The following is a 14598-nucleotide window of genomic DNA, read 5'->3' on the forward strand; positions in this document are numbered from 1 at the left end:
CCTTCCTCTCGACGATCACAACTCCTGAGAACACTATCGGAACCAGGCCGTCCTGAGAGCACAGGGTCTGAAACATGGCGGCGTCCAGACGGCCGCCTAGATTAGGGAGCGTGACCAGTGCCCGCGGCTACCTCGACACGGCGTCGGCGGAGCCCCTGCACCCCGCTGCGCGCGAGACCCTGATCGCCGCCCTGGAGCGCGGCTACGCCGACCCGCGCCGCCTGCACGGGGCCGGCCGCGACGCCCGACTGCTGCTCGACAACGCCCGTGCCGTGGTCGCGGAGTGCCTGGGGGTGCACGCCGACGAGGTGGGCTTCACTGCGTCCGGCACCGACGCGGTCCACCGCGGGCTGCTCGGCCTGGTCCGGGCCCGCTCCGGCGACGGTGTGGTGCACGGTGCGGTCGAGCACTCGTCGGTCCTGCACGCCGTCACGTGGCAACCCTCCCCCGCCCACGCGTCGATCGCGGTCGACGCCACCGGCAGGGTCGACCTCGACGCGATGGCCGCCGCCGCCCGACAGCCCGGCGTCGCGGTCGTCGCCCTGCAGGCGGCCAACCAGGAGGTCGGCACGGTCCAGCCGGTCGACGCACTGGACCTGCCCGACGACGTCCCCCTGTTCGTCGATGCCGCGGCGTCGGTCGGGCGGCTCCCGTTGCCCGCGCGGTGGACGGCGCTGGCAGCGTCCGCCCACAAGTGGGGTGGTCCGGGGGGCGTCGGCGTGCTCGTCGTACGTCGATCCGCCCGCTGGACCACGCCGTTCCCCGGCGACGACGGCATCGACCACCTCGGCGGCGAGTCGGCGGTGCCGGCGGCGCTCGCCGCGGCCGCCGCGCTGCAGGCGGTGCTGTCCGAGCGCGACGAGACCGCGGGCCGCCAGCACCGCCAGGTCGAGCGGATCCGGGCGTGTGCCGGCTCCCTCCCCGACACCGAGGTCGTCGGCGACCCGGTCGACCGGCTCCCCCACCTGGTGACGTTCTCCGTGCTCTACGCGAGCGGCGACGAGCTGGTGGCAGGACTCGACCGCCGCGGCTTCGGCGTGGCCAGCGGCTCCGCCTGCACGGCGTCGACGCTCGAGCCGAGCCACGTGCTGGCGGCGATGGGCGCGCTGACGCACGGCAACGTGCGGGTCTCGCTCCGCCGTGACACCACCGACGACGAGGTCGAGGCGTTCTGCGCCGCCCTCGTCGACGTGGTCACCGACATCCGCGCCGGGATCGGCTTGACCACCCCACGACGTTCTCCGTCTCCCCCGCTGCGCTCCTCCGACGAACAACGCCGCGGGGACCCCGGATGAGCGGCCCGGTGTCGCACGAGCTTGACTGCCGGGGGCAGGTCTGTCCGCGGCCGATCATCGAGCTCGCCAAGGCACTCCCCTCCGTCGCCGTCGGGGAGCTGCTGGCGGTCGTCGCCGACGACCCGGCCGCCCGGCACGACGTGGCGGCGTGGTGCCGGATGCGCGGCCAGGAGTACGTCGGCGAGGAGCTCACCGCCGACGGGGTCGCCCGTTACGTCGTGCGCAGGACAAGCTGAGCGTCAGCTGACGAGCGGCAGCGTGGCGCACAGCGGGCGAAGCCCGCATCGTGTGGCGCCCCTGGGCCGAGCGCAGCGATGGTCCGGGCGGTGCCGCACGATATGCGACACGCTCGCGCATCAAAACTGCTTCGCGACCTCGTCGGCCGCCTCGTCGCCGTAGGACGACCGGAGCCGCTCGACGAACTCGGCGGGAGTGAACGCGTACTCCTGGGGGCCGACGGTCTCGACGACGTACGCCGCGAGAACGCAGCCCACCTGTGCCGCACGCTCGAGCGCGAGTCCCCACCCGAGCGCGGCGAGGAACCCCGCGCGGAACGCGTCGCCGACACCGGTCGGCTCGACGGGCGTGACGTCCTTGCACGCCGGCACCTCGATCAGGTGCTGGTCCGTGCCGACGATGCGCACGCCGTCCGCCCCGAGCGTGGTCACGTGCAGGCCGACCCGGGCCCGGATGTCGGCGGCGGTCCAGCCGGTCTTCTTCTCGACGATGTGGGACTCGTACTCGTTGGTCACCAGGATGTCGGCGCCGTCGATCAGCTGCCGGATCAGGTCGCCGTCGCCGAACGCGAGCTGCTGCGACGGGTCGGCGACGAACTTGTAGCCGCGCTGGCGGCACTCCTCGGTGTGGCGGAGCATGCCCTCGGGGTCGTCGGGCCCGATCAGGACGTACGCCGGCTCGCCGACCGTGTCGACGATCGGCTTGAGCTCGATCTCGCGCGACTCGCTCATCGCGCCCGGGTAGAACGAGGCGATCTGCGCGTGCGTGGAGTCGTTGGTGCACACGAACCGGGCGGTGTGCCGGGTCGGCGACACGTGGATGTGGTCGCAGTCGACGCCGTGCCGCTCGAGCCACGACCGGTAGTCCGCGAAGTCCTCGCCGACGGCACCGACGAGCACCGGCCGCACGCCCAGGACGCCGAGCCCGAACGAGATGTTGCCCGCGCAGCCGCCCCGCCGTACCTCGAGGTCGTTGACGAGGAAGCTCACCGAGAGCTTGTCGAGCTGTTCGACGACGAGCGAGTCGGAGAACCTGCCCTCGAACGTCATCAGGTGGTCGGTGGCGATGGAGCCCGCGATGAGCAGGGAGCCGGTGGCAGCAGTCACGACACGGAACACTACCGGCCGGTACCGCTGGGTCTACCTGTCAGTAGGCCCTAGCGTCGACGACATGACCCCTTACGAGGAGATCGAGACCCCTGCCCAGCTGCGGGCCGATTGCGAAGCGGTCAACAGCCGGCTGGCGCGCGCCGCGCGGAAGGTCACCGAGGCCCCGCCGAGCATCCACTACGACGAGTTCCCCCGTGAGATCCCCAAGAGGGACATCCAGATCTCCGAGGCTGCCCAGCGGCTGGCCAACGCGCTGCACCTGCACCTCGACTGACGCCCGAACGACGAACGCCCCTGCCGATCCGGCAGGGGCGTTCGTCATGCTCGGGCTCAGTGGAAGGAGTCTCCACAGGCGCAGGAGCCGGTCGCGTTGGGGTTGTCGATGGTGAAGCCCTGCTTCTCGATGGAGTCGACGAAGTCGATCACCGCACCGTTGAGGTAGGGGACGCTCATCCGGTCGACGACGACAGCGACGCCGTCGAAGTCGGTCACGACGTCACCGTCGAGGCTGCGCTCGTCGAAGAAGAGCTGGTAGCGCAGACCGCTGCAACCACCGGGCTGCACGGAGATCCGCAGCGACAGGTCGTCGCGGCCCTCCTGCTCGAGCAGGCTCTTGACCTTGGCCGCTGCGACCGGGCTCAGGTTGATCTGGTCCTCACGACGGTCCACCTTCACAGGGGCGGCAACCGTCGCGGTCGCCGTGCTCGTCGCAGTGGCTGTGTCAGAACCGTGGCTGTGGCTCTGTCCGTGGCCGCCGCATCCGCACTGGTCGCTCATGCTTACTCCAGACAAATCTCGGGCTAAGTAGGTCGTGGGTCGACAGTTCCAATGGTCGCACACCTGGGGTTATTCCCCACGTCGGCGCGGTCACCAGGTGAGGACGGCCTTCACCACCTTGCCCGCGGTCGTGTCCGCGATCGCGTCCGCGATCCGCTCGAAGGGGTACGTCGTCACGAGCTGGTCGACGTCGAAGGTGCCCGCGGCGCGCCTGCGGATGAGCTCGGGGACCATCTGCAGCGGATCGGCGTCTCCCTCGACCGAGGACCGGACGATCTTCCCCGACTGCAGCAGGTCGATCGCGTCGATCGGGTACTCCGGCGCGCCGAGCCCGAGCGCGACCAGCGTCCCGCGGGAGCGGAGCGCGTGCTGCGCCTGCTGCACGACGGGCGCCAGCGCCGTGGTGTCGATGGCGTACGACGCCCCGCCGCCGGTCAGCTCCTTGACCCGCTCGGCCACCTCCGAGCCGGGTTCGAGCACCGTGGCGCCGTACCCCTCCGCCAGCCGGCGCCGGGCGGCCACCGGATCGACGGCGATCACGGTCCCCACCCCGGCGCCGCGCGCCGCAGCGATGGCGGCGAGGCCGACGGCACCGGCGCCGAACACGACCAGGCTCTCCTCCGGGGCCGGGCGCAGCACGTTGAGCACCGTGCCCGCCCCGGTCTGGAAACCGCAGCCGAAGGGCGCCAGGAGCGCGAGATCGAGGTCCTGAGGCACGACCACGCAGTTGTCGGCGTACGCCAGCGCGTGCCGGGCGAAGCTGGACTGGCCGAAGAACGACCCGAAGACCGGCTCCTCTCCGCGGCGCATCGTCGTCGAGCCGTCCGCACGCATCCCCATGTAGTTGAGCAGGAGCGCCTGCTCGCAGTAGCCGACGTCGCCGGCCCGGCAGGGCCCGCACGCTCGGCAGGACCGGAAGCTCATGACGACGTGGTCGCCGACCTCGATCCCCCGCACCTCGGAGCCGACCGCCTCGACCACGCCGGTGCCCTCGTGACCCATGACCGTCGGGAACATCTCCGCCGGCAGCATCGCCGGGACGGTCAGGTCGGTGTGGCAGAGACCCGTCGCCACCACCCGCACCAGCACCTCGTCGGGCCGCGGGTCGTCGATCTCGACCTCGGTGAACTCGAACCCGTACTCGTGCGAGCCGGGTGTGAACGGAGCGCTCGCGAGCGCGACAGTGGTCTGCACGGGCTCAATCTAGAACAGGTTCTCGTTTCCGGTTGGCAAGCTCGTGCGGCGCCTAGTCGGACCAGGTCCGGGCCACCCGCTCGGTCAGCAGCGCCAACGCTCCTCCCGGGTCGCGGAACGCCTCCTCCTCGCCCACGAGGTCGACGATCGAGTACGCCGCGTCCATTCCGAGCGCGCGCGTCTCGCGCGATCCGACGAGCACCTGGCCGGCCAGCGCGATGCAGGGCCGCAGCGCTTCCGAGGCGACGGCGGCCACGCCTGCCGGGACCTTCCCGGCGCGGCTGCTGAAGTCGAAGGCGCCTTCACCGGTGATGACCAGGTCCGCCTGCCGGGCGCGGTCGGCGAGGCCGACGGCCCGCGCGACCAGCTCGATCCCGGCCTGCCGCTCCGCGCCGAGGAGGAACAGGCCGAAACCGAGCCCGCCGGCCGCGCCCGCGCCCTTCTCCAACGAGGTCCGGAAGTCGGTGATGGCGGCGAAGCTCTCCAGGAGGCCGTCGACGAAGGGCATCCGCTCCTCCGCGATCCCCTTCTGGGCCCCGAAGGTCCGCGTCGCCCCGAACAGCCCGGTCAGCGGACTGTCGACGTCGGTGGCGGCGACCAGGCGGGCCGCCGTCGTACGACGGCGGGCGGGCTCGAGGTCGACGTGTCGCGCTCCATTGACGCCGGACGCTCCCTTGTCCAGGGGTACGTCGGCCGCGGCGCCCAGCGCACCCAGCATTCCGGCACCTGCGTCGTTCGTGCCGCTCCCACCCAGGCCGACCACCACGGCGCGGGCGCCCGCATCGATCGCCGCGGCGATAAGCTCGCCCACGCCGGCGGTGCCGGCGTGCTCAGCCCGCTCGCCACCGGTCAGGTGGACCCCGCACGCCTGCGCGCTCTCGATGTAGGCCGTGTCCCCGACGATCAGCACGGTCGCGGGCACCGTGTCGCCGAACGGGCCCGCCACCGACTCGACGAGCAGCTCACCCCCGAGCGCCGCGTTGAGCACGTCGACGAACCCCGGGCCGCCGTCGGACATCGGCGCCAGGTCGATCTCGTCGCCGGGCGCCTGCCGCCGCCATCCCTCGGCGATCGCCTCCGCCGCCTCGACCGCGCTCAGTGTCCCGGCGAACTTGTCCGGCGCCACCAATATCCGCATGCGGCTCATCCTTGCGGACTCCTAGGCTCCGGCCATGCGCGACGTCGAGATCCGCCCGATGGTCGCCGACGACGTGCCGGTCGCGGAGCAGCTCAGCGACGAGGCGTTCTTCGAGCTCGACCAGCGGACGACCCCTCGCGACTGGCCCGCTCCGCAGCGGAGGACGCCGGAGCACTCCGCGACCTGGATCTCGCGCACCCGTCGGTTCCTCGAGCACGACCCCGGCGGCTGCTGGGTCGCCGAGGACGGGTCGGGCACGGTGGGCTTCGCCACGTCGTTCGTCCGCGAGCGGGTCTGGTGCCTGGCGACGTACGCCGTCCGGCCCGGGCTGCAGGGAGCCGGGATCGGCCGCCGGCTGCTGGAGGCAGCCGAGGGGTACGGCGCCGCCTGCTCGGCGGGGTTGCTGTCCGCCTCGGTCGACCCCCGGGCGGTGCGGCGCTACTGGAGGTCGGGGTTCGACCTGCATCCGCAGATGCTCCTGCGCGGCACCGTCGACCGGCAGCGGCTGGAGACCGTCGCCGGGGTCAGGGAAGGCAGGCCCGACGACGTACCGTTGATGGACCGGGTCGCCCGGGACATCCGCGGTGGCGGACACGGCCCCGACCACGCAGGGCTGGCCGAGCTGGCCCGGCCGCTCGTGGCCGAGACGGCGACGGGACGCGGTTTCGCCTACACCGACGGCACCCGCCTCGCCGTACTGGCGGCGACCGACGAGGCCACCGCGCGGGCGCTGCTCTGGACGTGCCTGGCGGATGCGGGTCCGGAGTACCTGGTGCCGCATGTGACAGCGGCGAACCAGTGGGCGATCGACGTCGCGCTCACCGCCGGCCTGGAGCTGGCCCAGTCGGGATATCTCGGGGTCCGCGGAATGGCGCCACCCGCGCCGTACGTTCACAACGGTGCCCTGCTGTAGATCCGGACCCCCGCCACGAATCGGCGCCCGCCCGGGCGCGGAATAGGATTCGACCATGACCACCGTCGACCTCCCGCTGCTGCCGCTCGGCCGCGGCACCGACCCGCTCTCGGAGCGTGGCGTCGAGTGTCCGGGCGACCTGCCCGCGGCGTCCGACCCCGATCTCGTCGCCCGTGCGCGAGCGGCCAAGGAGGCGCTCGGCGACAAGGTGTTCGTCCTCGGGCACCACTACCAGCGCGACGAGGTGATCCAGTTCGCCGACGTGACCGGCGACTCGTTCAAGCTCGCCCGCGACGCGGCGGCGCGCCCCGAGGCCGAGTACATCGTCTTCTGCGGCGTGCACTTCATGGCCGAGTCGGCCGACATCCTCACCGGCCCGCAGCAGCAGGTGATCCTTCCCGACCTGGCCGCCGGCTGCTCGATGGCCGACATGGCCCGGATCGCACAGGTCGAGGCCGCCTGGGAGGCGATGGCCGCGGCCGGCGTCCAGGACCAGGTGGTGCCGGTCACCTACATGAACTCCACCGCCGCGATCAAGGCGTTCTGCGGGCGCAACGGGGGCATCGTCTGCACGTCGTCCAACGCCGAGGTGGCGCTCGACTGGGCCTACGAGCAGAAGGGGCCGGATGCCAAGGTCCTCTTCCTGCCCGACCAGCACCTCGGGCGCAACACCGCGGTGCTCAAGCTCGGCCTCAGCCTCGACGACTGCGTGCTGTGGAACCCGTTCAAGCCCAACGGCGGGCTGACCGCGGAGCAGTTGCGGGACGCGAAGATGATCCTGTGGAAGGGCCACTGCTCGGTGCACGGCCGCTTCTCTGCCGACGTCATCGACGACCTGCGCGCGAAGATCGACGACCTCAACGTGATCGTCCACCCCGAGTGCCAGCACGAGGTGGTGCTCAAAGCCGACTTCGTCGGGTCGACCGAGTACATCATCAAGACCATCGAGGCGGCGCCGTCCGGCTCGAGCTGGGCGATCGGCACCGAGCTCAACCTCGTGCAGCGCCTGGCCGACGCGCACCCCGACAAGAACATCGTCTTCCTCGACCGCAACGTCTGCTACTGCTCGACCATGAACCGGATCGACCTCCCCCACTTCGTGTGGGCGATGGAGTCGCTGGTCGAGGGTGTGGTGGTCAACCGGATCGAGGTCGACCCGCAGACCGAGCAGGAGGCGCTGGTCGCGCTGCAGCGGATGCTCGACCTACCGGGCAAGAGCCACCGAGACTGACGATGGGAATTCTGTGCCGATGAGCGTGTTCCGCCGTACCAAGTCCGAGGCCGAGGTCGTCGATGTCGTCGATCCCAAGCCCGGCGGCAAGGGCCGCCCCACCCCCAAGCGCAAGGAGGCCGAGGCACTCGCGAAGGCTCGCGCCCGCACTCCGCGCACCCGCAAGGAGATGGCCGCCCGGGCCCGCGAGGTGAAGAGCGAGAACAGCCGCACGATCCGCGAGGGGATGAAGTCCGGCGACGAGAAGTACCTGCTGCCGCGCGACAAGGGGCCGATGCGGCGCTTCATCCGCGACTACGTCGACAGCCGGTTCAGCATCGTCGAGCTGCTCATCCCGCTGCTCGTCGTCACCATGATCCTCGGCTACTCCGGCAACCCGTCGATGGTGCAGGCGAGCTACATGGTGATGATGGCGACGTTCCTCTTCGTGTTCGTCGACATGGTCATCCTGCGGTTCCGGCTCCGCAAGGAGCTCGCCCGCCGGTTCCCCGGCGAGTCGGTCAAGGGCACCACCTACTACGCGATCATCCGCTCGCTGCAGATGAAGTTCATGCGGATGCCCAAGGCCCAGGTCAAGATCGGTCAGGACCTCCCGGACACCTACCGCTAGAGCTGGGGCGACCTGGTCAGCGCCGGGTCCGAGGTCACGACCGGCCCCACCACCTCGTCGATGGCGTCGAGCGTCGCCTGGTCGAGCTCGACGCCCGCGGCCTTGACGTTCTCGGTGACCTGCTCGGGGCGGGAGGCGCCGATGATCGCGGCGGAGACGTTGTCGTTCTGCAGCACCCAGGCCACGGCCAGCTGGGCCTGGCTGAGCCCGACGCCGTCCGCGATCGGGCGCAGCTGCTGGACCCTCTCCAGCACGTCGTCCTCCATCCAGCGCGAGATCATGTCGGCGCCGCCCTTGTCGTCGGTCGCCCGCGAGCCGGCCGGCGGCGCCTGGCCGGGGAGGTACTTGCCGGTCAGCACGCCCTGCGCGATCGGCGACCAGACGATCTGCCCGATGCCCAGCTCGCGACAGGTCGGCACGACCTCGGGCTCGATCACCCGCCAGAGCAGGGAGTACTGAGGCTGGTTCGACACGAGGGGGACCCGCAGCTCGCGGGCCAGCTCGGCGGCCGCCCGGATCTCCTCGGCACGCCACTCCGAGACACCGATGTAGAGCGCCTTGCCGGCCCGGACGACGTCGGCGAACGCCACCATCGTCTCCTCCAGCGGGGTGCCGTGGTCGTAGCGGTGCGCCTGGTAGAGGTCGACGTAGTCGGTGCCCAGCCGGCGCAGCGAGCCGTCGATCGACTCCAGGATGTGCTTGCGCGACAGGCCCTTGTCGTTGTGGGCGCCCGGGCCGGTCGGCCAGAAGACCTTCGTGAAGATCTCGAGGCCTTCGCGCCGCTCCCCCGCCAACGCCTTGCCGAGGACGCTCTCGGCGGCGGTGTTGGCGTAGACGTCGGCGGTGTCGAACGTGGTGATGCCCTCGTCGAGGGCCCGCCGGACGCAGGCGAGCGCGGCGTCCTCCTCGACCTGGGAACCGTGGGTGAGCCAGTTGCCGTAGGCGATGGCCGAGATCTTCAGGCCGCTTGCACCGAGGTTGCGGATCTCCATGTCGCCGACCCTATCCAGGGCGGGAAAGGCCCCCTGCGAGGATGAGTGCATGACCACCGCCGACGTCTCCGTCCGCGTGGCGTGGTCCCAGGACGCCGCCGCGATCGCCGCCGTCCAGCTCCGCGCGTGGGAGCGTCGGTACGACGCACTGCTGCCCAGCCTGCTCGCCGAGCGCGGGCTCGACCCGGAGACCCACGCCGCCGCGTGGCAGGCGTCCCTGACCCGTCCGCCGGAAGCCCGGCACCGCGCACTGGTGGCCCTGGAACGGGTGCGGGTGGTCGGCTTCGCCCTGACCGGCCCGGCGACCGACCCCGACGCCGACCCCGCCGTCGACGGCGAGATCGGCGAGTTCACCATCGACCCCGGTCACCTCCGGCAGGGCCACGGCTCGCGCCTGCTCCAGGCGGCCGTCGACACGCTCCTCGCCGACGGCTTCACCCGGGTCACCACCTGGGTCGACAGCACCGACGACGCCTTGCGTGCGTTCCTCACCAGCGCGGGCTGGGACGCCGACGGCGCCACCCGCGAGCTCGCCGACGAAACCGGTGCCGGCACGGTGAAGCAGGTGCGGCTGCACACCGCGACCGCCTGAGCGTCGCACCCTTTGCTCGCGTCGCGATCGGCGACGTTCGACCCGCCGTGCGCGTCGTTACGCCCACAACGACGCATCGTCGAACAATGCCGTAGCACGGCGGCCGACGAGAGGCGCGGCCGGGCCGTGGGCGACGCGGGCGGCGAGATCGTCGACGCACACCGGTTCGACCTGGTTCGCGCAGCTGCACGTCCCCGAGATGTCCTGAAGGCCACGCGTTTTCGACCGGGCCCGTCTCGCGGGAGGGCGCGCCTTCGGCGCAGACGTGGTCGGTCTGCCCGGGTTTGTGGCGTGGCCGGGCTGGCACGGCGAGACTGCCTTCATGCCATCGTCGCCGCTTGAGATTTCTCCCGACGAGTTCGCCGAGCTGGCCGGTCGGGTCAGTGCGGAGGTTGTTCGTCACCTGCACGGCTTGGACTCGGCGCCGATCCGACCCGCGACCACCGGGGCGGAGAGCATGGCCCTGTTTGCCGGCCCGGCTCCCGAGCAGGGCCTGGGAGCGGCCGCGCTGGACGAATTGAGCGAGGTGGCCCGGCACAGCAGGGTCGGCAACGGTCGCTTCTTCGGTTACGTGATGGGCTCGGGCGAGCCGGTGGCGGCGCTGGGCGACTTCTTCGCGTCGGTGCTCAACCAGAACGCGACCGCCTGGCGCTCCGGACCTGCCACCGCGGTCATCGAGCGCAGCTTGATCGGTTGGCTGACTGACGCACTTGGCTGCCCCGGTTTCTCCGGAACCCTCACCAGCGGCGGATCTCTGGCCAACCTGATGGGGCTGGCCATGGCCCGGGAGGCTAAGGCGCCCGCCAACGAAACGGGAAGGCCGACTGGGGTCGTCTACGCCTCCAGCGAGGTGCACATGTCGGTCGGCAAGGCAGTGGCGCTGCTGGGGCTCGGTCGCGAAAACCTTCGCCTGATCCCGCCCGACGCGGCTATGCGCCTGGATCCTGGCGCCCTACGGCATGCCATCTCTGCGGACCGGGCCGCCGGTCGTACGCCGATCGCGGTGGTCGCCAACGCCGGCACCATCGTGACCGGCGCGATCGACCCCCTCGCCGCGATCGTCGAAGTCGCCAGGGCAGAGGACCTCTGGGTCCATGTCGACGGCGCTTACGGCGCCCCCGCGGCCATGGTGGCACCGGAGCTGTTCCACGGGTTGGGTGATGTGGACTCGTTGTCCCTTGATGCGCACAAGTGGCTCTACCAGCCCCTGGACTGCAGCGCGCTTCTCTACCGCGACCCAGATGCCGCCCAGCGTGCGTTCTCGCTCACCGATGACTACGCCGCCTCGCTCAGCGCCGACCCAGTCGAGGGACAAGTGTTCTTCGAGGAGACTCTGGAGCTCTCCCGGCGGGTGCGGGCGCTCAAGCTCTGGCTCTCGCTGCGTTATCACGGCCTTGAGGCCTTCCGGGATTCCATCGCCGACAACATGAGACAGGCCCGCCGGCTCGCTGCACTGGTCGACGCCGAGCCCACCCTCGAGCGACTTGCCGAGGTTCCGCTTTCGGCGGTCTGTTTCCGTTGGGTCGGCGGCGACCCGGCCACCTTGGACGTGGTCAACGCCGCGATGCTCGACCGGATCAACCGACGAGGTCGCGTCTACCTGTCCAACGCCACCGTTCGCGGGCACTTCGTACTGCGTGCCTGCATCACCAACCACCGCACCACCGACGCCGACATCGTTGCTGTGATCGGGGAGGTCCTTCGTGCTGCCCCACCAACCGGCACTCGTCCGTCGTCCTCGTGAGCGACGGAAGACGTACGTCATTCCGCGTGCGGCTGTCCACGTCCGCGACTCTTCGAACCCAAGCTCAGGTGAGTCAGCCCTGCGGTCGGAGCAAGAACTTCTCCCCGGTTGCCTGGCGCGCGTATCGCTGCAACGTCTCCACGTCCAAAGCCTCGCGCAACGAGATCTGGTCGGTGTAGTGACTAGCGAACGTCGTGGTGAGCTCGGCGGCGACCCGCTGCCGCAACCGGACCAGGTCCTCGCCGCTGGTCCGCGCGAGGAACGGCGTCAGCAGCCAGCCGCCAACACCCCAGGCGAAGCCGAACCGGCGGCGTAGTTCGATGGGCCGCGGGTCCAAGGCGCCGTACACATAGACCTGTTTGTGCACGTCGCTGCCGTAGCGGCTGTATGGCGCGTCGGGCGCCACGATGGCCGCCTCCATTGCGTTGAGGATCTGGCCAGCCAACGTCCCGCCGCCGACCGCGTCGAACGCCAGGGTCGCCTTGGTGTTCTTGAGCGCCGTGACCAGATCGACCTCGAAAGTCGACTCGCTGGAGTCGCATACATGCACGGCCCCCTGCTCCCGCAGCAGCCGGGCCTGCTCGGGACGCCGGACGATGTTGACCAGGGGTACGCCGTCGGCCAGGCAGATCCGGTTGAGCATCTGCCCGAGGTTGGACGCGGCCGCGGTGTGCACCAGCCCGGTGTGCCCCTCGTTGCGCATGGTCTCGACCATCCCCAGGGCGGTCAGTGGGTTCACGAACGACGATGCTCCGTCAACCGCGTTGGCGCCCTCGGGCAGCTGCAGGCACATCCGCGGCGAGGCCAGGCAGTACTCGCCGTACGTCGCGCCGCCGATGAACCCCACCTTGTGGCCGAGCAGCGCTTCTGCCTCCGGCGACGCCCCCGCCGCGACTACGACACCGGCCCCCTCATTGCCCACGGTCATGGCCTCGCCGACCCTCGCCGCCAAAGAGCGCATGACCGGCTCCGGGATCGGTGCCGTCACGGTCGGGTCGTCCAACGATCCGCCCGCAACCGCCTGAGAGACGTCGGCCATCGCCAGCAGGAGCCCCAAGTCGGAGGGATTGACCGGCGCCGCCTCAACCCGAACCAACACCTCCCGCTCCCCCGGCGGCGGTGTGTCCACGGCCTCCACCGACAGCCGCAGCTCGCGCTCCGGTGTGACCAGGCTCCGGAGCTGGCGCATGGTGGCCGGTATCTCGGTGATGGCGGTTCCTTCGCTAGAGAGGTGGACTCGCCGGCAGCCTATTCCGCGACACTCGCGCCCTCCGCCGGAGACCGGCGACCATTGACTCGAAACGAACCATCCACCGATGGACCGGCGTCTTTCCGCTTAAAGGCCGGTCGCGGACCCACGCACGAAGAGCCCCGACCTCGCACGCGGGTCGGGGCTCTTCGCGGTGGAATCAGGAGACGCGGACGTTCTCAGCCTGCGGCCCCTTGGGGCCTTGGGCGAGGTCGAACTCGACCTTCTGGTTCTCGTCGAGAGACTTGAAGCCGCCGGACTGAATAGCGGAGAAATGGACGAAGACGTCCTCGCCGCCGCCATCCTGCGCGATGAAGCCGAAACCCTTGTCGGCGTTGAACCACTTGACGGTTCCCTGAGCCATGATCTTTTCCCTTGTTTCCGTGTCGGGGGCATTGTGCCCTCGAGGCGCTGAAGACATCCACCTGTGCTGATGTCCAGCGAACCGAAAACCAGGGGTACTAGATACGAGCCGCGACATCGTGTGCGGCCAGGACGGCTTGCACAGCCGTCCCTTCAACAGGGTCCACGATAGGGCATCGGTTGCGTGTTCAGGACTTCGGCGGAACTCGCCCGAGCCTGGCCGCATGACCCGCGCTCCCGCCACCCGGGTCATGCCGCTGCGAACGGCCTGCGCCGCCGGATGATGCTTTGATGCGGTCATGAGTGATCCCGTCGAGCTCGTGTTGGCCTACGTCGAGGCCGCCCAGCGAGCGCGAACCTCCGGCGTCGAGGATGACTTCGAGGCGATCCGCGCCTACCTCGCGGACGAGGTGGAGATTCGGCTTGTTAGCCCTTGGACCAACGAGCCATGGCGAACAGCACACACCGGGGCTGACGCCGTGGTCGCCCGACTGCGCGCTGGCACGAACGCCAGCGCGCGCCTCACGACCGAGACCGTCAACGCCGTAGCCGCTGGCGGCGACGTGCTCATCGAGCAGGTGTCCACCCTGCACACCGATGAGGGGGACAAGGTGAGCGGCGTCGCCCACCTGTTCACCGTCGTCGACAACCAGATCGCGAGGATCCGGACCTACCGGAACGACGCCGGGCTTCCCACGGTTGAGCGACCGCGTCGCATGTGAACCTGCGTCACTTCGCCGCGAGTCGGGTCGACTACAGATCCGGATCTGTCGAATCTGGGTCGCCTCGAGCGGAGGCTGAATGAACTATGCTCCGGCGATGGACGTGTTGCTTCCCGCAGTCTGGATGGTCGTTTTCATGTCGGCTTCACCTGTCGGTGCTTGGTACACGAACCGCCACCCGGCCGTTCGCAACGACACCTGGGGCGGAGCACTCGGCCTGTTCCTGAGTTGGCCCGGGTTCCTGCTCGCAGTGGCCTTCTGCGCTTGGCGCGGCACGCGGTTGCGCGACAGCCTCGCGGCGGACGTCAGCGGCGACTGACAACACCGCTCGGGACGAAGTCCGCCGCACCCGCCCGGATCTAGGCCCGATCCATGCATCGAACGACCTGCGTCACACCGCCGCGTACGGTGTCTCGAACCGGCCGGCATTTG

At 70.3% G+C, this 14598-nt stretch carries 17 protein-coding genes; 10 read left to right on the plus strand and 7 right to left on the minus strand.

Annotated features, from left to right (window positions below; all coding sequences use genetic code 11):
• Positions 1-110 precede the first annotated feature (110 nt).
• Both SHK19_RS14080 and SHK19_RS14085 read left to right on the plus strand, forming a co-directional pair.
• Positions 111-1295, plus strand: coding sequence for a cysteine desulfurase family protein (locus SHK19_RS14080; protein WP_322936592.1), 1185 nt, complete (start codon positions 111-113; stop codon positions 1293-1295).
• Between the two features lie 8 nt (positions 1296-1303).
• Positions 1304-1531 (plus strand): sulfurtransferase TusA family protein, encoded by a 228-nt coding sequence (locus SHK19_RS14085; protein ID WP_322936593.1) that lies wholly within the window; start codon positions 1304-1306, stop codon positions 1529-1531.
• A 120-nt stretch (positions 1532-1651) separates the two neighbouring features.
• Here the strand turns inward: SHK19_RS14085 and SHK19_RS14090 are convergent, their stop codons facing one another.
• Entirely contained in the window at positions 1652-2581 is a 930-nt protein-coding gene (locus tag SHK19_RS14090) for a carbohydrate kinase family protein (protein ID WP_322455836.1), read from the minus strand.
• A gap of 121 nt (positions 2582-2702) precedes the next feature.
• On the opposite strand from SHK19_RS14090, the gene SHK19_RS14095 reads away from it, so the two are divergent.
• Complete coding sequence (locus tag SHK19_RS14095; RefSeq protein ID WP_322455616.1) at positions 2703-2915, plus strand: hypothetical protein; 213 nt, start codon at positions 2703-2705, stop codon at positions 2913-2915.
• A gap of 56 nt (positions 2916-2971) precedes the next feature.
• On the opposite strand, the gene erpA is transcribed toward SHK19_RS14095, so the two are convergent.
• The 3 genes from erpA to SHK19_RS14110 all read right to left on the minus strand — a co-directional run bounded on the left by erpA (position 2972) and on the right by SHK19_RS14110 (position 5750).
• On the minus strand, positions 2972-3310 hold the full coding sequence (gene erpA / locus SHK19_RS14100) for an iron-sulfur cluster insertion protein ErpA (protein ID WP_322455617.1): 339 nt from the start codon (positions 3308-3310) through the stop codon (positions 2972-2974).
• A 198-nt stretch (positions 3311-3508) separates the two neighbouring features.
• Entirely contained in the window at positions 3509-4612 is a 1104-nt protein-coding gene (locus SHK19_RS14105) for an NAD(P)-dependent alcohol dehydrogenase (RefSeq protein WP_322936594.1), read from the minus strand.
• A 52-nt stretch (positions 4613-4664) separates the two neighbouring features.
• On the minus strand, positions 4665-5750 hold the full coding sequence (locus tag SHK19_RS14110) for a glycerate kinase family protein (RefSeq protein WP_322455619.1): 1086 nt from the start codon (positions 5748-5750) through the stop codon (positions 4665-4667).
• A gap of 34 nt (positions 5751-5784) precedes the next feature.
• On the opposite strand from SHK19_RS14110, the gene SHK19_RS14115 reads away from it, so the two are divergent.
• The 3 genes from SHK19_RS14115 to SHK19_RS14125 are packed head-to-tail and all read left to right on the plus strand — an operon-like array spanning position 5785 to position 8504.
• A complete protein-coding gene (locus SHK19_RS14115; RefSeq protein WP_322936595.1) occupies positions 5785-6663 on the plus strand; it encodes a GNAT family N-acetyltransferase in 879 nt (292 codons plus the stop codon).
• Between the two features lie 55 nt (positions 6664-6718).
• Complete coding sequence (gene nadA, locus SHK19_RS14120; RefSeq protein WP_322455621.1) at positions 6719-7894, plus strand: quinolinate synthase NadA; 1176 nt, start codon at positions 6719-6721, stop codon at positions 7892-7894.
• Positions 7895-7913: 19 nt separating this feature from the next.
• Complete coding sequence (locus SHK19_RS14125; protein WP_322936596.1) at positions 7914-8504, plus strand: DUF3043 domain-containing protein; 591 nt, start codon at positions 7914-7916, stop codon at positions 8502-8504.
• On the opposite strand, the gene SHK19_RS14130 is transcribed toward SHK19_RS14125, so the two are convergent.
• Positions 8501-9496 carry an aldo/keto reductase family protein gene (locus SHK19_RS14130; RefSeq protein WP_322936597.1) on the minus strand — a complete coding sequence of 332 codons (996 nt, stop codon included), beginning with the start codon at positions 9494-9496 and terminating at the stop codon, positions 8501-8503. The two genes, SHK19_RS14125 and SHK19_RS14130, sit on opposite strands and share 4 nt — an antisense overlap.
• Before the next feature lie 49 nt (positions 9497-9545).
• Here SHK19_RS14130 and SHK19_RS14135 point away from each other — a divergent pair, with 49 nt between their 5' ends.
• Positions 9546-10088 carry a GNAT family N-acetyltransferase gene (locus SHK19_RS14135; protein WP_322936598.1) on the plus strand — a complete coding sequence of 181 codons (543 nt, stop codon included), beginning with the start codon at positions 9546-9548 and terminating at the stop codon, positions 10086-10088.
• 322 nt (positions 10089-10410) lie between these two features.
• Positions 10411-11832 (plus strand): pyridoxal phosphate-dependent decarboxylase family protein, encoded by a 1422-nt coding sequence (locus SHK19_RS14140; protein WP_322936599.1) that lies wholly within the window; start codon positions 10411-10413, stop codon positions 11830-11832.
• Between the two features lie 73 nt (positions 11833-11905).
• Here the strand turns inward: SHK19_RS14140 and SHK19_RS14145 are convergent, their stop codons facing one another.
• Complete coding sequence (locus tag SHK19_RS14145; RefSeq protein WP_322936600.1) at positions 11906-13021, minus strand: zinc-binding dehydrogenase; 1116 nt, start codon at positions 13019-13021, stop codon at positions 11906-11908.
• Between the two features lie 220 nt (positions 13022-13241).
• On the minus strand, positions 13242-13445 hold the full coding sequence (locus tag SHK19_RS14150) for a cold-shock protein (RefSeq protein ID WP_183100600.1): 204 nt from the start codon (positions 13443-13445) through the stop codon (positions 13242-13244).
• A gap of 319 nt (positions 13446-13764) precedes the next feature.
• Between SHK19_RS14150 and SHK19_RS14155 the strand changes: the two genes are divergently transcribed.
• Both SHK19_RS14155 and SHK19_RS14160 read left to right on the plus strand, forming a co-directional pair.
• The gene (locus SHK19_RS14155; protein WP_322936601.1) at positions 13765-14166 is read left to right on the plus strand and encodes a nuclear transport factor 2 family protein; all 402 of its coding nucleotides are present in this window, start codon (positions 13765-13767) and stop codon (positions 14164-14166) included.
• Between the two features lie 97 nt (positions 14167-14263).
• A complete protein-coding gene (locus SHK19_RS14160) occupies positions 14264-14485 on the plus strand; it encodes a hypothetical protein (RefSeq protein ID WP_322936602.1) in 222 nt (73 codons plus the stop codon).
• Positions 14486-14598 lie beyond the last annotated feature (113 nt).

Source organism: Nocardioides bizhenqiangii (genome assembly GCF_034661235.1).
GTDB lineage: Bacteria > Actinomycetota > Actinomycetes > Propionibacteriales > Nocardioidaceae > Nocardioides > Nocardioides bizhenqiangii.